We start from the raw sequence: 19,059 nt of genomic DNA, 5'->3' as shown, positions 1-19,059 counted from the left end.
GTCCGCCGGGTCAATCGCGTGCGAGCGTGTCGGAAAGGGTCATGGCGGCGGCGATGACCGCGGCATCGTCGGGCCGTGCCGCCACCGTCACCGCCCGCCAGTCGTCACCCAGCATCGCCGCAGTGGCGCTGGAAATCGCGACGACCGCGATAGGACTGCGATCAGGGACGATTTCGGCCAGTCTTGCCGCAGCCCTTGCCGAATGGACCAATGCGATCGATCCGGCAAGCGGAGCAGGATCGACCCGCTCGATGGCTTCGCTGGCATAGACCGCCTCGATCGCCGTCACCGCGGGATGCGACGCGACCGCCCGCTCGCGCGCGGTCAGCAGCAACGCCGTCCGCACCCCGCCCGCCCGCGCCGCATCGAGCAGTGCCCGGCCATCGCCGCTGCCCGTCGCGACCAGTCGCAATCCGGCCGCCCGCGCCGCCGCCGCCGTCGCCGCACCGACCGCATGCACCGGCAGCGCGGCATAGCGCGACAGCGCCGGTCCGGCGTGGCGCACCGCATTGGCGCTGGTCAGGATCAATGCGTCATGGGCGCCCGGGTCGGGACCGTCCCATGGCAAGGCCTTGATCCTGAACAGCGGCAGGCGGATTGCCCGCCGACCTTGTGCCTCGATCGCAACGGCGGTCGCGGCATTGCCCGGTTCCGGACGCAACACCGCGATCGGCAGGGTCATCGCGCGAACAGCCTCGCGACATGCTCGGGCGCCCGCGCCAACAGCGTTTCGGCAAGGGCGCGCGGCAGGTCGATATCGTCGATCGCCCCGCTGACGCTGCCGCGCACCTCAGCGCTGCCGTCCTGCGCCAGCAACTGTCCGGTCAGCGTCAGCACGTCGCCCGCGATCGTCGCCAGCGCGGCGACGGGCGAGTGGCAATCCGCTCCCAAAGCCGCGAGGAAGCCGCGTTCCGCCCGCACCGCCTGATGCGTCGGCGCATGGTCGATCGCGCGGACGAAGGCGAGGGTGCGATCATCCTCCGCCCGCACCTCGATCCCGACCGCGCCCTGCGACGGGGCGGGCAGCATGTCGTCGATCGCGATCGCCGTCCCGACATCGGGGCGCCCGAGCCGGGTCAGCCCGGCAGCGGCGAGCAGCGTCGCATCGACCTCGCCAGCCGCCAGCTTGCCGAGGCGCGTGTCGACATTGCCGCGGAACAGCACGATCTTCGCATCGGGACGGTGGTGCAGCACCTGTGCGGCGCGACGCGGGCTGCTGGTGCCGACGACGCCGCCCTCGCGCAGTTCGGCCAGCGAGGCGATCCCGATCAGCCGGTCGCGGACATCGGCGCGCGGCAGCATGGCCGCAATGCGGATCTCGGTCGGGCGGATCGTCTCGACATCCTTCATCGAATGGACCGCCGCGTCGATCTCGTGCGCGCACAATGCGCGGTCGAGTTCCTTGGTCCACAGCGCCTTGCCGCCGATCTCGGCCAGCGCGCGGTCCTGCACCCGATCGCCGGTGGTCTTGATCGTCACGATCTCGATCTCTGCCGGATCGATCTGATGCGCCATCGCCAGCGCGTCGCGCGTGGCATGCGCCTGCACCAACGCCAGCGGCGATCCGCGCGTGCCCAGTTTGAAGGTCATCATAGCTCGCTACGCATCGTGTTCGTTCGCGGCAAGGGTGGTCGGAACCAGGTGGCTGCGTAAGAAAGGAAGAATGTTTCGCGCAAAGGCGCAAAGGACGCGAAGAGGTCGTTTGTATTGCCGCGTCGTTAGCCCTCACCAGACGGTCTACCGAACGCGAACCGGTTGCCCTAGCCCCCCTTCCTTTGCGTCCTTGGCGCCTTTGCGCGAACAACCTTCCGCTCCGTGCCATCGCGCCTTCGCGTGAACCAACCTTCCTACCGCCCCCCAATCCGCGCTAAGGCCGACGCGATGGCCAACCCCCTCATCCTCGGTATCGAATCCAGCTGCGACGAAACCGCCGTCGCGCTCGTGCGTGGCGACCGCACGATCCTGTCGCACCGTCTGGCGGGACAGGAGGCGGCGCATGCCCCCTATGGCGGGGTCGTGCCCGAAATCGCCGCCCGCGCGCATGTCGAGATCCTGCCCTCGCTGGTTGAAGGGGCGCTGGCCGATGCCGGCGTCGCGCTTGCGGATGTCGATGCGATTGCGGCGACGGCGGGGCCGGGGCTGATCGGCGGAGTGATGGTCGGGCTGGTCATGGCCAAGGCGCTGGCGCTGGCCGCGGACAAGCCGTTGGTCGCGGTCAACCATCTGGAGGGCCATGCGCTGTCCCCCCGGCTGACCGATCCCGACCTCGCCTATCCCTATCTGCTGCTGCTGGTGTCCGGCGGTCATTGCCAACTGCTGCAGGTCGATGGCGTCGGCAGCTATCGTCGATTGGGCACGACGATCGACGATGCGGCGGGCGAGGCGTTCGACAAGACCGCGAAGGTCCTTGGGCTCGGCTATCCTGGCGGTCCACGCGTCGAGGCGGCGGCGCTGGCGGGTAATGCGCGCGCGGTGCCGCTGCCCCGGCCGCTGCTCGGCACGCCCGATCCGCATTTCTCCTTCGCCGGCCTCAAGAGCGCGGTGCTGCGCGCGCACGAAGCGGGCGCACATTCGGTCGCGGATATCGCCGCGTCGTTTCAGCAGGCGGTAGTCGACTGCCTGCTCGACCGTACGCGGCTGGCGCTGAAACTGGCCGGGCCGGTCAGCGCGCTGGTCGTGGCGGGCGGAGTCGCCGCCAATCGCGCCGTGCGTGGCGCGCTCGAGGAACTGGCCGGGACGAACGGCCTCCGCTTCGTCGCGCCGCCGCTGTGGCTGTGTACCGACAATGCGGCGATGATCGCCTGGGCCGGGGCGGAGCGGTTCATGGCCGGGCATAGCGACTCGCTCGACGTGGCGGCGCGCCCGCGCTGGCCGCTCGATCCGACGGCGGAAAAGGTGCGCGGGGCAGGAGTGAAGGCATGAGGATCGGAGTCATCGGCGGCGGCGCATGGGGTACCGCGTTGGCACAGGTCGCCGCACGCGGCGGCGACGTGACGCTGTGGGTGCGCGAGCGCGACGTCGCCGACGCGATCAACGAGTGCCATGAGAACCCAGTGTTCCTGCCCGGGGTGTCACTGTCACCGGCGATCCGTGCCACGACCGACAGCTCCGATCTCGCCACGGCCGAGGCGCTGCTAGTCGTAACCCCGGCGCAGCATGTGCGCAGCATATTGGCGACGATCGATGTCGGCGAACGCGCGCTGGTGCTGTGCGCGAAGGGCATCGAGGCGGGCAGCCGGATGCTGGTCGGCGAGGTCGCGCGCGCGGTGCATCCCCAGGCGCCGGTCGCGGTATTGTCCGGCCCGACCTTCGCGCATGAGGTCGCGGCGGGCAAGCCGACCGCCGTCACGCTCGCCTGCGCCGATGCGGGTTTGCGCGACCTGCTGGCGGAGCGGCTCGCTGCGCCGGGCTTCCGCCCCTATGCCAGCGACGACGTGATCGGTGCGGAGATCGGCGGCGCGGTCAAGAACGTGCTCGCCATCGCCTGTGGTGTGGTCGAGGGGGCGGGGCTGGGCCAGAATGCGCGCGCCTCGGTGATCGCGCGTGGCTTCGCCGAAATGACGCGCTTCGGTCTGGCGCGCGGAGCGCGCGCGGAGACGCTGGCCGGGCTGTCGGGGCTGGGCGATCTGGTGCTGACCTGTTCCTCGACCGCGTCGCGCAACTACTCGCTGGGCGTCGGCCTGGGGCAAGGGCGTGCCGCCGCCGACCTGATGGCCGATCGCCGGACGGTGGCGGAGGGCGCCTTTACCGCGCCGGTGTTGTGCGAGGCGGCGGCCGACGCCGGTGTCGACATGCCGGTTACCGCAGCGGTCGGCGCGCTGCTGACCGGTATGCCGGTCGGGCAGGTGATCGACACGCTGCTCAGCCGCCCGTTGCGCCGCGAGGGTTTGTGATTACCGTAGACGCTCGATCAGCGCCTGTGCGCCCGCCGGTGCCCTGACCTTTGCCCCATTGATGAAGAAAATATAGGTTTCCCGGGGCTTTTTCGGCGGTGGGGTCGGATCGGCATAGGGCAAACCGTCGGGCGCGCCGCCCGCCGCCCACGTCCGTGCCGCCTGCGCCCAGCGATCGAGCGCGGCGTCGTCATAGCCGGTGGCCACTTGCTCGACCGCATTCTCCAGCCGGGCATAGACGAAATCGCCGGTGATATCAGCGATGGCGGGATATTCGGCGGCGTCGGCATGGACGATCGCGACCCCGGCCTTGCGCGCCATGCTCACGAATTCAGGGACATGGAAGCTGTCATGGCGGACCTGAACCGCATGGCGCAGCTTGATGCCGGCATGGGTTGCCGGGAGCAGCGCGAGGAAGGCGGCGAAATCGTCCGCATCGAACTTCTTGGTCGCCATGAACTGCCACAGGATCGGGCCGAGCTTCTCGCCCAGTTCGGTGATGCCCGAGCCGACGAACTTCGCGATCGATTCCTCGGCTTCGGCCAATACCTTGCGGTTGGTGCAGAAGCGCGACGCCTTTACAGCGAAGACGAAGCCATCGGGTGCGGTCGCGGCCCAGTTGGCGAAGCTCGCTGGTTTCTGGGTGCCGTGATAGGTCGCGTTGATCTCGATCGCGGTCAGTGCGTGGCTCGCAAACTCCAACTCACGCTTTTGCGGCAGCTTTTCGGGGTAGAAGCTGCCGCGCCACGGCGCGAAGGTCCAGCCGCCGATGCCGATGCGAATGGGAGCGTTAGACATGGTGACGAAGGTGTCGCGTAGCGGCCATGCTGGCAAGGGTCAGTGGGCGGTCACGTCGCTGGAAGTCGTCAGTATTTTCGGATCGACGGTCAGCACCGGCGGCTGTGCGGCGGTCCAAGTTGACAGGGCCGCGCGATATTCGTTGTAGGCGCGGTAGAAATCGATGAACGGCGCATCCAGCGCGGCGATCGCCGGAGTGGCGAAGGCGTCCAGTTCGCCCGCGGGCATCTCCGCCACCTGTGTCAACATCGGCAGCGCCCGCGCGCAAAAGGGCTCGCGGACCGGCGGCTGGGCGAAATAATTATAGACGCGGGTCATCGCGTCATCGAACCGGTCCTGCCAGTCGCCACCGCCGCGCTTATATTCGGTTTCCAGTGCCTTGAACGCGGCGGCGAAGCGCGCGGAATGAACCTTGAGCAGGCGGTTATACGCCGCGACCCCGGCCGGATCGCCGATATTGCACTGTAGCGCGGCAACATTGAGCGCCGCGCGCAAATGCCACAGCGCAGCGTCGGGGGTAAGGCCGCGGTTAAGCGTGGCATAGCCGCCATCGGGCGTCGCCGCCGGAATGGTCAGGTTCGGCGCGGCCCCCTGTGGCGGCTTGGGTCTGGGCGCGGGTGGCGGGACCAGGATCGGCGGCGGGGCGACGGTCGCGACCTCGGGCGTCTTGCGGGCGCACCCGCCGAGCAGGGCGACACCGCATGCGATGACCAATAGCAGCCGGGTACGCATGTCACTCACTCCCCTTCGTCCCCGCTGCCTCAGCGTCGCAGCAGAAACACCGCATGTTCGGCGCGGAAGTTGGCCGCTGCCGCCGTGGTACGTTTGCCCCCCGAAAGGAACCACGCATCGACGACGGTGATCCCGCGCTTTGCGACGAACGCCCGGAAATCGTCGATGGTGACGTGGTGAATGTTCGGCGTCTCATACCATTCGAGCGGCAGCAGCGTCGTCACCGGCATCCGTCCGCCCCACAGCAGCGACGCGCGCACCCGCCAATGCGCGAAGTTCGGGAAGGACACGAATGCCTGCGCACCGATGCGCAGCAGATGGTCGAGCACGACATGCGGCCGCATCGCGGTCTGCAACGTCTGGCTGAGGATCGCATAGTCGAAACTGGCGTCGGGATAGTCGGCAAGGTCGCGATCGGCATCGCCCTGCATCACCGACAATCCCCGCGCCATCGCATCGGCGACATTGCCCGGGTCGATCTCCAGCCCGCGTGCGTCGACGTCACGCGTGTCACGCAGCGCCGCCATCAACTGCCCGTCGCCGCACCCGACATCGAGCACGCGTGAGCCACGCGCGACATGCGCGGCGATGATCGCGAGATCGGGGCGCAGGCTCATATGCTCGCCTCCAGAAAGCCGCGCATGATCCGGTCGAGTTCGGGCGATTCGAGCAGGAACGCATCGTGCCCGAAGGGCGAGGACAGCTCGACGAAGCTGGCAGGCGCCCCGGCCGCGTTCAGCGCGTGGACGATGTTGCGCGATTCTGCGGTCGGATACAGCCAGTCGGTGTCGAAGCTGACGATGCAGAACCGCGCCTTCGTCTGCCGGAACGCATTGGCGAGCACGCCGCCATGTTCCTCCGCCAGATCGAAATAATCGAGCGCGCGGGTGATGTAGAGATAGGAGTTGGCGTCGAACCGGTCGGTGAAGGCCAGCCCCTGATGCCTGAGATAGCTTTCGACCTGGAAATCGGCGTCGAAGCCGAAGGTCTTGGCACCCGCCTGTCCATCGGCGCGCGCCTGCAGCTTGCGGCCGAACTTGGCGGTCAGGCCCGCTTCGGAGAGATAGGTGATGTGCGCCGCCATCCGCGCCACCGACAGCCCGGCGGCGGGCGGCGATCCGTCGGCATAATAGTCGCCGCCGCGCCAGTTGGGATCGGCCATGATCGCCTGCCGGCCGACTTCGTGAAACGCGATATTCTGCGCCGAATGCCGCGCGGTCGAGGCGATCACGACGACCGCCTGCACCCGGTCGGGCAAGGTCGCCGACCATGACAGCGCCTGCATCCCGCCCATCGACCCGCCGACCACCGCGCGCAGCCGATCGATGCCGAGATGGTCAAGCAGCATCCCCTGCGCGCGTACCATGTCGCGGATGGTCAGCACCGGAAAGCGCATCGCCCATGGACTGCCCGTGGCCGGGTCGATGCTGGCGGGGCCGGACGAACCCATGCAACTGCCGAGCACGTTCGAGCAGATGACAAAATGCTTGTTCAGATCGATGGGTTTGCCCGGACCCACCATGCGCGACCACCAGCCGGGCTTGCCGGTGCGCGGATGGGTGGAGGCGACATGCTGGTCGCCGGTCAGCGCGTGGCAGATCAGGATGGCATTGTCGCGCGCCGGCGACAGCGTGCCATAGGTTTCATAGGCGATGTCGATCGCGGGCAGGGTCGCGCCGCCATCCAGCGCCAGCGAAGTGGCGAGGGTCGCGCGGCGATCGGGACCGAAACGGGAATCCATGGGCGCTGCGGTAGATGCGCGGGGCGGCGGGTTCAAGCGTCGTGGCGGGTTCGCCCGAACGGCGGACGCGGGCAAGGCGCGAGGACATGGTTCGACCCGTTCGTCCTGCGTAGCCATCGAGCTTGTCGGAATAGCGTATCGAAGGACCGTCTGCGGCATGTGCCTCGATACCGGTCTTCGACTGCGCTCAGCCCCCACTCAGCACGAACGGTTCTTTTTGTAGTCTTCTCGCTACGCCGCCAGCGGAAAGCGCAGCAGCCGGTCCTCCAGCGCGATCAGCGCCTCGGCACCGCCGCCCACCGCGCGCACGATTTCGGGGTGATGCGCGTCCAGTCCGCCGGTCAGCGATCCGAAGGCGGGCAGGATCAGCTTGGTCGCGGTCGCCACGAAACAGCGTCGCGACACGCCGCGCCCGCGCAGCTTCACGCGCAGCTTGGGATGGAAATGGCCTGACAGCTCGGGTCGGGTCTCGCGCGGATCGGCTTCGTGGCGCAGCACCAGCCCGTCGACCACCGCTTCGTCGATCACCTGCCCGCCGCAATGGTCGGCGACGATCCGGTCGTGATTGCCGGTGATCCACGTCCAGTCGCTTGCCGCCGTCAGCGCGCGCAGCCGCGTCTGCGCTTCGTCGGACAATCGGTCGCAGCCGCCGATATCGTGAAAACTGTCGCCCAGGCACCAGATTTCCGCCGGCTGCGTCCGCGCGACCACCGCTTCGATGCCCGCCAGCGTCTCCAGCGTGTCATAGGGCGGCAGCATCTGCCCGAACTGCGCGAACCAGCTCGCCTTCTCGAAATGCAGGTCGGCGAGCAGCAACGCACGCCGCGCCGGCCAGAACAGCGCGCCGGCGGCAAGGGCGTCGAAAGCGTGACCGGCGAACGAAAGGCGAACCATGGCGTGCCTATAGCGCAGCCGATGCGGCGCTCAAGCCATGGGGGCGTAACGATCCGCCTGTTTCGATCGGCCGTCGGCGGTGCGTGCGGGCGGCTGGGGCGCTTCGCCCGCCGTTTCGGCCCTTGTGCGGAGCGTTGGGGTGAAAAAGTAGGTTGATTCGCGCAAGGGCGCAAAGGACGCGAAGAGGATGCGTATGCCGCGTCTGCGGCTTTCCGTCTGAGCGGGCCGAAAGGAAGCGGCTTCGCTAGGCAGGCTGCGATCGCCTGCTGAATGACGCCTTTGCGTCCTTTGCGCCTTTGCGCGAACCAATGTTCTTCCGCCGAGAGAACAGCCGGTACCTCGCGCCGATCGCGCCCTACAGCCAGATATCGACGACATGGATCGCCAGCCCGACCGTGCCGCCGACCAGCGTGCCGTTGATGCGGATGAACTGCAGATCGCGGCCGACGGCGTTTTCCAGCCGGCCGGTGATCGTCCGCGCATCCCAGCCGCGCACCGTGTCCGACACAAGTCGGACGATGCCGTCGCCATAATCGGCGACCGCGCCCACCACCGCGCGGCGGACGAAGCGGTTGATCTTGGCCTTGAGCACCGGATCGTTCTGCAGCGTCAGCCCCAATTGCCGCATCGCGTCGCCGATCGGCCCGGCGAGCGCCCGGTCGGGGTTGCGCGCGACATTGAGCAGACCGCCACGGATACGTTCCCATACCCCCATCCACCAGCCGGCGAGCGCGGGGTTTTCGATCAGGTCGTTCTTCAGCCGCTCGACCTTCGCCTGCATCTCGGGCGAATGTTGCAGGTCGTGGGCGAGAAGGGCGAGGCCTTCGTTCGCCTTGGCACGCAGGGGGTGGGCAGGGTCCTCGGCGACATCGGCCAGCATCTTGTGCAGGCCGTTCACCACCGACGTCGCCAGCGTCACGTCGAGCCCGGTCCAGCGCAGCACAGCGCCCGCGCGCTTCTGAATCATCGCGCGGACCAGTTCCTCGTTCGCATCGAGCGTCTTGGACGTCCAGCGGATGATCGCATCGACCAGCGGCAGATGGCGATCCTCGGCGATCGCCGCCTCCAGCGTTCGGCCGAGCGCCGGGGACACGCGCAACGCGCGCAACCGGTTGGCGAGCGCGCCGCGCACCATCGTCCCGAACTGATCGGGGTCGAGCCCCTCTAGCACATTGACCGCGAGGCGCGACGCGCCGTGGCGCAGCCGCCCGCTGCGCGTTGCCGGCTCGGCCAGCCATTTGCCAGCAATGGCGGCGGCATCCATCCGGTACATGCGCCGCGCGACGACATGCGCCGTCAGGAAATTGTCGCGCAGAAAGGCGGCGAGCGTGTCGCCGATCCGGTCCTTGTTGCGCGGAATGATCGCGGTATGCGGGATGGGCAGGCCGAGCGGATGGCGGAACAGCGCGCTGACCGCGAACCAGTCGGCAAGGCCGCCGACCATCGCCGCCTCGGCAAAGGCCTGGACGAAGCCCCATGCCGGATGCACCCCCTCCATCCGCCGTGACAGCAGGAACAGCGCCGCCATGGCCACCAGCATGAGCGTGGCGACGCGTCGCATCCGGCGTAGGGGAACAGGGACCGCGTCGCTGCCGTGGGAAATGGTCGGGGATCGTGGCATCGGCGAAACAATCGCCGGCTGCGGGGAAAGTTCAATAGGCAGGTCCCGTCCGGTTCACTTGTCGCGAACCGGACGGGAAGTGGGTCACTCCGCGGCGGGCAGCGATCTCGGCCCGTCGCCCGGCGGCAATTGCCCGCCCGGCTGATGCTCGATCGCCGGGCGGTCGGCGTCGCCCGGACGATAGGTGAGCAGCCGCCGCGACAGGCGCGGACCGACCCAGCGCTCCAACCCGACGGCAAGGCTGAACGCGCCCGGTACGATCAGCAGCGTCAGCAGTGTCGACAGCGTCAGCCCGCCGATGACGGTGATACCCATCGGCGCGCGCGACGATGCGTCGCCCGACAGCGCCAATGCGGTCGGCACCATGCCCGCGACCATCGCGACCGTCGTCATCACGATCGGCTGGGCGCGCTTGTGCCCGGCGTCGAGGATCGCGACCTCCTTGTCGACGCCCTTCTCCATCTCCTCCAGCGCGAAGTCGATCAGCAGGATCGAGTTCTTGGCGACGATGCCGAGCAGCATCAGCAGCCCGATATAGACCGGCATCGAGATCGGATTGCCGGTGATCCACAGCGCGAGCAGCCCGCCGAGCGGCGCCAGCAGCAGCGACCCCATGTTCACGAACGGCGGCATGACGCGCTTGTAGAGCAGCACCAGCACCCCGAAGACTAGCATGATCCCCGAAATCACCGCGACGATGAAGTTGGTGATCATCTCGCCCTGCCACTTCGCCTGACCGACGGTCAGTTCGGTGACGCCGAGCGGCAGGTCCTGCATGATCGGCAGGTCGTGGATCGCCTTCATCGCGACGCCCGACACGACGCCGGGCGCCAGATCGGCACCGACGACGAGGCGGCGTTGCTGGTTGATGCGGTCGATCTTGGTCGGGCCCGCGCCGAAGCCGATATCGGCGACCACCGACAGCGGCACCGATCCGCCATTGCCGGTCGGGACCGGCAGGTTCTGGATCGTCGACAGCCGCGAGCGCGCATCGCGCGACAGCGCGACACGGATCGGGATCTGCCGGTCGGACAGCGAGAAGCGCGCGCTGTTCTGGTCGATATCGCCCAGCGTCGCGATGCGGATCGCGCCCGACAGCGCGGCGGTGGTCACGCCGAGGCTGGCGGCGAGGTCGCTGCGCGGGCGGATGATGATTTCCGGCCGCTTCAGGTCGCCCGACACGCGCGGGGCGACGATCATTGGCAGCTTTTCCATCTGCTTGACCAGAATGTTGGCGGTCTCGTTCAACTTGACCGGATCGTCGCCGCCCAGTGTGATCGACAGGTCGCGGTTCGATCCGCCCCAGCCGAATTGCGACCGGAACGACACCCGCGCATCTGGGATCGCGGCGAGTTCGGGGGCAAGGCCGCGTTCGAACTCGGTGCTCTTGGTCGTGCGCATCGCATTGTACGCGGCATCGTCCATCAGCCCGAATGTGTGTCGCACGCTTTCACCGAAGCTCGGCTTGTCGATCAGCTCGGCGGTGACGCGGCCATTGCCGGCATAGCTCGACGAATAGACCGATTTGACCATCGGCTGTTCGCGCAGCAGATTTTCGACGCGCTTCACGACGACGGCGGTCTGTTCGAGGGTGGTGCCGGGCACCATCTCGACGCTGGCGGTCACGCGGTCGCGGTCCTGCGGCGGCTGGAAGGTCTGCGGCAGGACGAAGAACATGGCGATGGTCAGCGCCAGCGCCGCTGCCGCGCCGACGATCGTCGACCAGCGATGGCGCAGCGTCCAGCGCAGCACGCCCATATACCGGTCCATCAGCCAGCCCTCGCCATGGCTGGCATGCCCCTGCGCCTTCAGGAAATAGGCGGCGATCATCGGCGTGATGAGTCGCGCGACGGCAAGGCTCATGAGGACGGACGCGACGACGGTCAGACCGAAATTCTTGAAGAACTGGCCCGAGATCCCCGGCATCAGCCCGACCGGCAGGAACACCGCGACGATCGCCATCGTCGTCGCCAGCACCGCGATGCCGATCTCGTCAGCGGCGTCGATCGATGCCTGATAGGCTGATTTGCCCATGCGCATGTGGCGGACGATATTCTCGATCTCCACGATCGCGTCGTCGACCAGCACCCCCGCCACCAGGCTGAGCGCCAGCAGCGTCATCTGGTTGAGGGTGAAGCCCAGCATGTCCATGAACCAGAAAGCGGGGATCGCCGATAGCGGGATGGCCAGCGCCGAGATGATCGTCGCCCGCCAGTCGCGCAGGAACAGGAACACGACGACGATCGCGAGCAACGCGCCCTCGACCATCGCGGTCATCGCCGAATGATACTGGATTTCGGTGAACTTGACCGAATTGGACAGCAGCGCGAAGCGGACCTGCGGGTTGCGCTTCTGCAGGTCGGCGAGCTTCTTTTCCGCCTCGTGGAACACGGTAACGTCCGACGCGCCCTTGGCGCGCTTGATATCGAACGCCAGTACCGGGCGGCCATTATATTCGGCGCGGCTCTTCGGCTCGGCATAGGCGTCGCGGACCTCGGCGATGTCGGCGAGGCGGACCGAGCGGCCACCACCGACCGGTACCTGCGTCTGCGACAGCGCATAGGCAGTGGCGGCATTGCCGAGCACCCGGACCGATTGCTGCGATCCGGCGATTTCCGCCTGACCGCCCGCCGCGTTCAGATTCACTTGGCGCAGCGCCTGGTTGACCTGGCTCGCGGTCAGCCCCTGCGCCTGTAGCCGGGCGGGGTCGAGCGTCACACGGATTTCGCGGTCGACGCCGCCGACGCGTTCGACGGTCGCCATGCCCTCGATCGACAGCAATTCCTTGGCGACGGTATTGTCGACATACCAGCTGAGCTGTTCGGCGGTCATGTCGTCGGCGATCGCCGTCCACGACGCCAGATCCTTGTCAGTGGTGTTCGCGCGGAACACCTGCGGCTCGAGGATGCCGTCGGGCAGTTCGCTGCGAATCTGGTTCACCGCCTCGCGCACGTCGTTGACCGCGCGGTCGATCGGGGTGCCGATATCGAGCTGGATGACGGTCTGCGACGACCCTTCGGTCACGCTCGATTCGATCTGGTCGATGCCCTGCAGCGAGCGTACCGCCGCCTCGACGCGCTGCGTCACCTGCGTTTCGAGTTCGGTGGGGGCAGCGCCGGGCTGGCTGATGACGACGATCGCGACCGGGAATTCGATGTCCGGGTCCTGATTCACGTCCATGCGCATGAAGCTGACGATCCCGGCGATCGTCAGCGCGAGGAACAGCACCAGCGGCGGTACCGGGTTGCGGATCGCCCATGCCGAAATGTTGCGAAAGCCCATGGCGCTATTCCTTGCGAGCGGCGGCGGCGGCGGCGCGGACCGGCACCACCTCCTGCCCGACATTGAGGAACGCGCCGGCGCTCGCCACCACGCGTTCGTCGCCCATCAGCCCGGAGGCGATGAGAGCTCCCTCGTCCGACACCTCGGCCACGCGGACGTCGCGGCGTACCACCTTGTTCTGCGCATCGACCAGATAGACATAGCTGCCCTTGTCGTCGCTCAGCACTGCCGATTCGGGCAGCAGCGGCGCGGTCGACGCCCCGGCACCGATGCGCGCGCTGGCGAAGCCGCCGGGACGCAGCGCCGGATCATAGTTGAGCGCGATGCGGGCGATGCCCTGCCGCGTCTGCGGATCGATGACCGGCGCGACCTGCCACACCTGTCCCTTGAATACACGGGTGTCGCCGACCGGCACGACCTGCGCCACCGAACCGGCACGGACATTGGCAAGATCGGCTTCGGACAGCTGCGCGCGCATTTCCATCTGCCCGCCCATCGCGATGCGGAACAGAACGCCACTGCCGCTGCCGACGACCTGACCCGGCTCGACCGCGCGGGTCAGCACCAGCCCGGCGGCGGGCGCGCGGATGTCGAGGCGACGGTTGCGCGCCTGCGTTTCGGCCAGCTGTGCCTGCGCCACGCGGACGCGGGCATTGGCGGCGTCGCGGGTGGCGGTCTTGCGATCGATATCGGCCTTCGACACGAAGCCGCGCTCGACCAGCTGATTCGACCGGTCGAGTTCGGTCTGCGCGATCTGCGCGTCGGCGCGGGCGACGCGGACCTGCGCCGACAGCGATTCGGCGGTCTGCGCCTGCACCGAGCGATCGACCGTGGCGAGAATTTGTCCAGCGCTTACCCAGCTACCCGGCTCGACCAGCACCCGCGTGACGAGGCCGCCTTCGCCGACCACCCCGACCGGCATTTCGCGTCGCGCGGCGAGTGATCCGGTACCGGTCACCGCACGGGTCACCGTATCGCGGCCGGGGACGACCACGGTCACCTTGGGGAGCGCACCGGCGGCGGCAGCGGGGGGCGCGCCCTTGGCGGCAGGTGCCTCCGTACCCTTGCGACCGAATGCCCAGACGGCGCCGACCACGACGAGCAGGACGATCACGATCCCGACGATGACGGCGCGGCGGCGCGACCGCGGGGCGCCGTCGGGTCCGGTCAGCAACTGGCGGTCACCCGCGATCGACGTCGATTCGTAATTCATCCACCCCATCCTGTTGGAGGGCCCCCAGCCCGTTTCGTGCTGTATTACCTCAATACAGCACTACCCTCAAGCATAGACATCGCGTTTTTCGATAAGAACGGCAAGGGCTGCATCGATTGCGTTCATGTCACGTTTTGCGGCGGGTGCGTAACGACCGATTGTTCGTCGTGATTGTATTCGAAAGGGAAATGTCGATGCTCCGTTCCGTCCTGATCCTCGCCGCCATCGGAACCGCGTTGCCCGCGACGGCACAGCAGGCGGTGCCCACGTCGGCCCCGGTGTTGACCGACGGAACGCTGCTCGACGTCAGCGCGACGGGTAAGGCGACGCGCGTACCCGATATCGCTACCATCCGTTCGGGCGTGGTCAGCCAGGCGGCGACCGCCGCCGCCGCGCTATCGGACAACGCCCAGCGCATGACCCGCGTCGTCGCCGCGCTGCGTCGAGCCGGCGTCGCCGATCGTGATATCCAGACCGCGCAGATCCAGTTGCAGCCGCAATATCGCTATGCCGAGAACCAGCCGCCGGCGATCACCGGCTATCAGGCGAGCAACAGCGTCTCGGTACGCTTCCGCGACGTGGGGAAGAGCGGCGCGATCCTCGACGCGCTGGTCGCGCAGGGGGCGAACCAGATCGACGGGCCGACGCTGTCGGTCGATGCCGCCGACGCCGCGCTCGACGAAGCGCGCACCGACGCGATCCGCCGCGCCCGCGCCCGCGCCGACCTCTATGCGCGCGCCGCCGGGCTGCGCGTCGATCGCATTCTGTTGATTTCGGAAGATGGTGGGCAGTTGCCGCAGCCGCCGATGCCGATGCTGCAGATGGCACGTGCGGCAAAGATGGCCGATTCGACTCCCGTTGCGGCGGGCGAGCAGGATCTGACGGTCGACGTCGCGGTCCGCTTCCTGTTGCGGTGAACCATGCCAGCCGCTCGTGCTGAGTAGGGGCTGAGCGCAGTCGAAGATCCGTATCGAAGCACCGGGAGCAACGGTCCTTCGATACGCCGCTTCGACAAGCTCAGCGGCTACTCAGGACGAACGGGGATAGCCGAGAGATACAGGTCAGCGCGTAAACCGTTCGACCACTTCGGCTGGCACGCGCAGCAACCGCCCGCTCTGCCGGTCGAGCAACGCCCACGTCGTGCGCGCGTCGACCTTCACCCGCCCATCGGCACCGGTGAAGCGCATCAGCCGGTCGAACCGGGCACCCTTGGGCGCATCGTCGACCCAGGTCTCCGCCGTCACCGTCTCGCCGGCCACCACATTGCCACGATAGTCGATCTCGTGGCGGGTGATGACCCAGACATAGGCGGCATGTTGTTCGGGCGTGGCCAGCGCATGCCAATGCTCGACCGCGACGTCCTGAATCCAGCGGACCCAGACCGCGTTGTTGACATGGCCGAGTTCGTCGATGTCGTCGGGACCGGCGGTGATTGTCCGGGTATAGCGGGGCGCGGTCATTGCTGCGTGGCGGTGTCCGTTGCGGGGCGCGGCTTCAGGCCGCTGTTCTGGATCCGCCATGAACGTTGTTCGGCGGTTGCGCCATCGATATCGCCCGTCCGGTGCAGCGTGACCGGCCCGGCCAGCGACACCGGCGTTCCGTCGCGCAAGCGTCCGGTGACCCGTACCGGTATCTCGATATAGCGCTGTCCCGCCCCGGCATCGATCCGGCCGGGTGTGCCGATCGTCGCGCGATACTCGGCATATTTCGCGTAGGAATCGGCGAACGCCTTGGCCGACATGCCCGATGCTTCGCCCCGGCCGTTCCACAGGCGATAGGCGTCCTGATAACGGCCGCTGCCGATCGCAGCGAAATAGTCGGTCAGCACCGCCACAGCCTCCTGCGGTCCGGCCTCGGTCGCGACCGGGGCAGTGGCGTCGGCCGGGCGAACCTCGTTGGCGGGCAGCGGTGCGGAGACGCCAGGAATGCCATCGCCCGCGGGCAGGGTCGTCGACGGCGTCACCGGCGTCGGCTGACCCGCGATCGGCGTCGGTTCGGGAGCGGCGACGTTGTCCGCCGCCGCCCCGTTGCCTTCATCGCCACCGCCGCAGCCGCCCAGCAGCAGCGCCAGTCCCGCGACGGCGTGCATCCTCACGGTTCGATCGCGTCGCGATCAGCGTCGTTGAGATCGCCGTCCTCGGCGAGATTGTCCTCATCGAAATCTTCCTGCAACTCGTCCTCGGTCTGGTCGCCCTGACCGGTGATCGTCACATCCTCATCCTCTTCGGCGAGTTCGTCGTCGACCATGTCGAGTTCGTCTTCGTCCTCGTCGTCGGACATGCCGAGATCGGGTTCGAGATCGGTCAGGATCGTGCCGTCGCTGGGGCCGTCGCGGGTCGCTTCGAGGATTTCGGCGCGCTGGCTTTCGTCATAGCCGTCTTCGTCATAGCCGTCGTCGCCCGATCCCTGACCATTTACCTGATGACCGCCCATCGAATGACTCCTGCTGGTTAGGACAGGGAAACCCGTTGCGGGCGGTGCCGGTTCCTATCCGCGACGGAACAGCCGGCCATGTTCGGTACGAAACACGACGAATACCGCGATCAGCCCGAGGAACAGGAACCCGCCGTACAGCGGCACGGTGGTTCCGTCGAACGCCTGTCCGATCACCGCACCCAGCACCGCCCCGCCGAGCATCGACACGAAACCCTGCAGCGACGACGCCGTGCCCGCGATCGACCCCATATTCTCCATCGCCATCGCCGAGAAATTGGAGGAGGCGAGGCCGAAACAGGCCATCATGATCGCCTGCAGGATGATGAAGCTGGTCAGCGACTCGATCCCCGCCAGCGTGATCGCGAGGTGGATCGCCGCGACCGCGACCAGCCCGAGCAGTGCAGCGTGCGAGATCAGCCGCGTGCCGAAGCGCATCACGATCCGCGAATTGAAGAACGACCCCGCCGCCATCGTACCGGCGACGCAGGCGAAGACGACGGTCAGCAGCTTCGGCTTGCCGAACGTCACCTCCATGATCTGCTGGATCGATCCGACGAACCCGAACAGTCCGCCCGACAGCAGCGCTGCCGCAACGGTATAGCCGACCGCATAGCGATCGCGCAGGACGATGCGATACCCCTCCATGATCCGGCCGGGGTCGAGCGGCTGGCGTTCGGCAACGGGCAGCGTTTCGGGCATGCGCAGCACGAACCACGCGAACACGGCGGCGGTGACGATCGCGATCCCGCCGAAGATCCACCGCCACGAGGCGAAGGCGAGCACGAATTCGCCGAAGGTCGGCGCCAGCACCGGGGCGGCCATGAAGAAGATGAAGGCGAGGCTCATCACCCGTGCCATCGCCCGGCCCGAATAACAGTCGCGCACCAGCGCCACCGTCACCACGCGCCCGCCCGCCACCGCCGCACCCGATGCGAAGCGCGCGATCAGCAGCAGCAGGAAACTGCCCGATACCGCCGCGACCAGATTGGTGATCGTGCTGGCGATCAGCGCGAAGATCAGCACCGGCCGCCGGCCATAGCGGTCGGCGAGCGGACCATAGGCCAACTGCGCGATCGAGAAGCCGAGCAGGAACGAGGTCACGACGAACTGCCGCGTATTGGGTTCGGCGACGCCCAGCGCATCGCCGATCGCGGGCAGCGCCGGCAGCATCGAATCGATGCCGAGCGCGGTCAGCGCCATCAGCGCCGCGATCAGCGTCACGAACTCGCCGAACGGCAGCGGCGAACGGTCCGCCGACCCACCGCTGTCCGGGGCGGGAGCAGCATCGGTCAGCGCGGCCGAGGTGTCGGGCGACAGGGGGTCGGTTCTTTGTTGCATCGCATCATCCCCATGCCGCAACTCTTGGCCGACGTCACGCAAAGGATGACCCTGTTCGGCGGCGGGCCGTGCGTCTATCTTCATGGCTTCGTTCCGGTATCTTTCAGGATTTGAGACCAATGGCCGACACGCCGCTTTCGCAGGTTCCGCTGATTTCGATGGCGCAGGCCGAGCAGGACCCCGATGGCTTCGCCCGCGACTTCGGCGGCTCGTTCCAACGCTTCGGTTTCGCGATGGTATCCGACCATGGCGTCGACCAAGGCGTCATCGACCGCGCCTGGGCGATGACCAAGGCATTCTTCGACCTGCCCGAAGCCGAGAAGCGCGCCTATTTCGTCGAGGGCGGCGGCGGTGCGCGCGGCTATACCCCGTTCAAGACCGAAATCGCCAAGGGCGCGACCCATGTCGACCTCAAGGAATTCTGGCATGTTGGCCGCGAGCTTGCTGCCGGCCACCGCTACGGCGATGTCATGCCCGCCAATGTCTGGCCCGACCGGCCGGAGGGGTTTCGCGAGGCGTTCCTCGACCTGTTCGCCGCGCTCGATGCGGCGGGCGACCGGCTGCTGTCGGCGATCGCGCGCTATCTGGGGCTGGAGCCGAACTGGTTCGACCGCGCGGTGAAGGACGGTAATTCGGTGCTGCGCCTGCTGCACTATCCGCCGGTTGCCGCGGATGCTCCCGAAGTCCGCGCTGGCGCGCATGAGGATATCAACCTCATCACCCTGTTGCTGGGTGCCGAGGAAGCGGGCCTCGAACTGCTCGACCGCGACGGGCGCTGGCTGCCAGTCGCGCCGCCGCCGGGGGCGATGGTCGTCAATGTCGGCGACATGCTGCAGCGGCTGACCAACCATGTCCTGCCATCGACCACCCACCGCGTCGTCAATCCGGCCCCCGAACGGCGCGGCCATTCGCGCTACTCGATGCCGTTCTTCCTCCATCCCGCGCCCGATTTCCTGATCGAGACGCTGCCCGGCTGCATCAGCGAGGAACGCCCGAACCGTTATCCGACCCCAATCAGTTCGCACGACTATCTGTACGAGCGGCTGGTCGAGATCGGCCTCATCAAGAAATAGCGCCCTTCCGGCGGCGGCAGGCAAACCCTTCCCCTCCC

General features: G+C 67.6%; 18 protein-coding genes. 4 read left to right on the top strand and 14 right to left on the bottom strand.

The annotated features are described in order from the left end of the window. Nucleotides 1–10 precede the first annotated feature (10 nt). Entirely contained in the window at nt 11–682 is a 672-nt protein-coding gene (locus tag AAIO73_RS08640) for a uroporphyrinogen-III synthase (RefSeq protein ID WP_345877298.1), read from the bottom strand. Then, complete coding sequence (gene hemC / locus AAIO73_RS08635) at nt 679–1,593, bottom strand: hydroxymethylbilane synthase (RefSeq protein ID WP_526023779.1); 915 nt, start codon at nt 1,591–1,593, stop codon at nt 679–681. The genes AAIO73_RS08640 and hemC overlap by 4 nt, the downstream gene beginning before the upstream one ends. 288 nt (nt 1,594–1,881) lie before the next feature. Here hemC and tsaD point away from each other — a divergent pair, with 288 nt between their 5' ends. Together tsaD and AAIO73_RS08625 are read left to right on the top strand one after the other, a co-directional pair. Further along, a complete protein-coding gene (gene tsaD, locus AAIO73_RS08630) occupies nt 1,882–2,922 on the top strand; it encodes a tRNA (adenosine(37)-N6)-threonylcarbamoyltransferase complex transferase subunit TsaD (protein WP_345877297.1) in 1,041 nt (346 codons plus the stop codon). After that, nucleotides 2,919–3,893 carry an NAD(P)H-dependent glycerol-3-phosphate dehydrogenase gene (locus AAIO73_RS08625; RefSeq protein WP_345877296.1) on the top strand — a complete coding sequence of 325 codons (975 nt, stop codon included), beginning with the start codon at nt 2,919–2,921 and terminating at the stop codon, nt 3,891–3,893. Before tsaD ends, AAIO73_RS08625 begins: the two co-directional genes overlap by 4 nt. Here the strand turns inward: AAIO73_RS08625 and AAIO73_RS08620 are convergent, their stop codons facing one another. The 8 genes from AAIO73_RS08620 to AAIO73_RS08585 form a co-directional block, all read right to left on the bottom strand. Next, a complete protein-coding gene (locus AAIO73_RS08620; RefSeq protein WP_345877295.1) occupies nt 3,894–4,691 on the bottom strand; it encodes a DUF72 domain-containing protein in 798 nt (265 codons plus the stop codon). It abuts the gene before it with no gap. A gap of 39 nt (nt 4,692–4,730) precedes the next feature. Then, nucleotides 4,731–5,423 carry a hypothetical protein gene (locus AAIO73_RS08615; RefSeq protein ID WP_345877294.1) on the bottom strand — a complete coding sequence of 231 codons (693 nt, stop codon included), beginning with the start codon at nt 5,421–5,423 and terminating at the stop codon, nt 4,731–4,733. Nucleotides 5,424–5,452: 29 nt separating this feature from the next. Next, nucleotides 5,453–6,040 carry a methionine biosynthesis protein MetW gene (gene metW / locus AAIO73_RS08610; protein WP_242119448.1) on the bottom strand — a complete coding sequence of 196 codons (588 nt, stop codon included), beginning with the start codon at nt 6,038–6,040 and terminating at the stop codon, nt 5,453–5,455. After that, nucleotides 6,037–7,164 (bottom strand): homoserine O-acetyltransferase MetX, encoded by a 1,128-nt coding sequence (gene metX, locus AAIO73_RS08605; RefSeq protein WP_345877293.1) that lies wholly within the window; start codon nt 7,162–7,164, stop codon nt 6,037–6,039. The genes metW and metX overlap by 4 nt, the downstream gene beginning before the upstream one ends. Nucleotides 7,165–7,395: 231 nt before the next feature. Beyond that, nucleotides 7,396–8,058, bottom strand: coding sequence for a ligase-associated DNA damage response endonuclease PdeM (pdeM, locus tag AAIO73_RS08600; RefSeq protein ID WP_345877292.1), 663 nt, complete (start codon nt 8,056–8,058; stop codon nt 7,396–7,398). Nucleotides 8,059–8,413: 355 nt separating this feature from the next. Then, nucleotides 8,414–9,619, bottom strand: a complete 1,206-nt coding sequence (locus tag AAIO73_RS08595; RefSeq protein ID WP_345877291.1) for a DUF445 domain-containing protein — start codon at nt 9,617–9,619, stop codon at nt 8,414–8,416. Between the two features lie 144 nt (nt 9,620–9,763). Beyond that, nucleotides 9,764–12,961 carry an efflux RND transporter permease subunit gene (locus AAIO73_RS08590; protein WP_345877290.1) on the bottom strand — a complete coding sequence of 1,066 codons (3,198 nt, stop codon included), beginning with the start codon at nt 12,959–12,961 and terminating at the stop codon, nt 9,764–9,766. A 4-nt stretch (nt 12,962–12,965) separates the two neighbouring features. Continuing rightward, complete coding sequence (locus AAIO73_RS08585; RefSeq protein WP_345877289.1) at nt 12,966–14,174, bottom strand: efflux RND transporter periplasmic adaptor subunit; 1,209 nt, start codon at nt 14,172–14,174, stop codon at nt 12,966–12,968. 188 nt (nt 14,175–14,362) lie between these two features. Between AAIO73_RS08585 and AAIO73_RS08580 the strand changes: the two genes are divergently transcribed. Beyond that, nucleotides 14,363–15,091, top strand: coding sequence for an SIMPL domain-containing protein (locus AAIO73_RS08580; protein ID WP_345877288.1), 729 nt, complete (start codon nt 14,363–14,365; stop codon nt 15,089–15,091). Between the two features lie 144 nt (nt 15,092–15,235). On the opposite strand, the gene AAIO73_RS08575 is transcribed toward AAIO73_RS08580, so the two are convergent. The 4 genes from AAIO73_RS08575 to AAIO73_RS08560 are packed head-to-tail and all read right to left on the bottom strand — an operon-like array spanning nt 15,236 to nt 18,032. Continuing rightward, a complete protein-coding gene (locus AAIO73_RS08575; protein WP_345877287.1) occupies nt 15,236–15,634 on the bottom strand; it encodes an acyl-CoA thioesterase in 399 nt (132 codons plus the stop codon). Continuing rightward, the gene (locus AAIO73_RS08570) at nt 15,631–16,263 is read right to left on the bottom strand and encodes a hypothetical protein (RefSeq protein WP_345877286.1); all 633 of its coding nucleotides are present in this window, start codon (nt 16,261–16,263) and stop codon (nt 15,631–15,633) included. The genes AAIO73_RS08575 and AAIO73_RS08570 overlap by 4 nt, the downstream gene beginning before the upstream one ends. A gap of 2 nt (nt 16,264–16,265) precedes the next feature. Then, on the bottom strand, nt 16,266–16,607 hold the full coding sequence (locus AAIO73_RS08565) for a DNA primase (RefSeq protein WP_345877285.1): 342 nt from the start codon (nt 16,605–16,607) through the stop codon (nt 16,266–16,268). A 54-nt stretch (nt 16,608–16,661) separates the two neighbouring features. Beyond that, entirely contained in the window at nt 16,662–18,032 is a 1,371-nt protein-coding gene (locus tag AAIO73_RS08560) for a multidrug effflux MFS transporter (protein WP_345877284.1), read from the bottom strand. Nucleotides 18,033–18,067: 35 nt separating this feature from the next. On the opposite strand from AAIO73_RS08560, the gene AAIO73_RS08555 reads away from it, so the two are divergent. After that, nucleotides 18,068–19,021, top strand: a complete 954-nt coding sequence (locus AAIO73_RS08555) for an isopenicillin N synthase family dioxygenase (RefSeq protein ID WP_345877283.1) — start codon at nt 18,068–18,070, stop codon at nt 19,019–19,021. Nucleotides 19,022–19,059: the final 38 nt, after the last annotated feature.

The organism is Sphingomonas epibiotica (genome assembly GCF_039615155.1).
GTDB lineage: Bacteria > Pseudomonadota > Alphaproteobacteria > Sphingomonadales > Sphingomonadaceae > Sphingomonas.
The sequence above is the reverse complement of the archived record's forward strand: the minus strand, read 5'-3'. Positions and strand labels throughout refer to the sequence as shown.

Coding starts and splice junctions, on each gene's coding strand:
- AAIO73_RS08640 (WP_345877298.1), bottom strand. CDS start 682: ATGACCCTGCCGATCGCGGTGTTGCGTCCGGAACCGGGCAATGCCGCG.
- hemC (WP_526023779.1), bottom strand. CDS start 1,593: ATGATGACCTTCAAACTGGGCACGCGCGGATCGCCGCTGGCGTTGGTG.
- tsaD (WP_345877297.1), top strand. CDS start 1,882: ATGGCCAACCCCCTCATCCTCGGTATCGAATCCAGCTGCGACGAAACC.
- AAIO73_RS08625 (WP_345877296.1), top strand. CDS start 2,919: ATGAGGATCGGAGTCATCGGCGGCGGCGCATGGGGTACCGCGTTGGCA.
- AAIO73_RS08620 (WP_345877295.1), bottom strand. CDS start 4,691: ATGTCTAACGCTCCCATTCGCATCGGCATCGGCGGCTGGACCTTCGCG.
- AAIO73_RS08615 (WP_345877294.1), bottom strand. CDS start 5,423: ATGCGTACCCGGCTGCTATTGGTCATCGCATGCGGTGTCGCCCTGCTC.
- metW (WP_242119448.1), bottom strand. CDS start 6,040: ATGAGCCTGCGCCCCGATCTCGCGATCATCGCCGCGCATGTCGCGCGT.
- metX (WP_345877293.1), bottom strand. CDS start 7,164: ATGGATTCCCGTTTCGGTCCCGATCGCCGCGCGACCCTCGCCACTTCG.
- pdeM (WP_345877292.1), bottom strand. CDS start 8,058: ATGGTTCGCCTTTCGTTCGCCGGTCACGCTTTCGACGCCCTTGCCGCC.
- AAIO73_RS08595 (WP_345877291.1), bottom strand. CDS start 9,619: ATGCGACGCGTCGCCACGCTCATGCTGGTGGCCATGGCGGCGCTGTTC.
- AAIO73_RS08590 (WP_345877290.1), bottom strand. CDS start 12,961: ATGGGCTTTCGCAACATTTCGGCATGGGCGATCCGCAACCCGGTACCG.
- AAIO73_RS08585 (WP_345877289.1), bottom strand. CDS start 14,174: ATGAATTACGAATCGACGTCGATCGCGGGTGACCGCCAGTTGCTGACC.
- AAIO73_RS08580 (WP_345877288.1), top strand. CDS start 14,363: ATGTCGATGCTCCGTTCCGTCCTGATCCTCGCCGCCATCGGAACCGCG.
- AAIO73_RS08575 (WP_345877287.1), bottom strand. CDS start 15,634: ATGACCGCGCCCCGCTATACCCGGACAATCACCGCCGGTCCCGACGAC.
- AAIO73_RS08570 (WP_345877286.1), bottom strand. CDS start 16,263: ATGCACGCCGTCGCGGGACTGGCGCTGCTGCTGGGCGGCTGCGGCGGT.
- AAIO73_RS08565 (WP_345877285.1), bottom strand. CDS start 16,607: ATGGGCGGTCATCAGGTAAATGGTCAGGGATCGGGCGACGACGGCTAT.
- AAIO73_RS08560 (WP_345877284.1), bottom strand. CDS start 18,032: ATGAAGATAGACGCACGGCCCGCCGCCGAACAGGGTCATCCTTTGCGT.
- AAIO73_RS08555 (WP_345877283.1), top strand. CDS start 18,068: ATGGCCGACACGCCGCTTTCGCAGGTTCCGCTGATTTCGATGGCGCAG.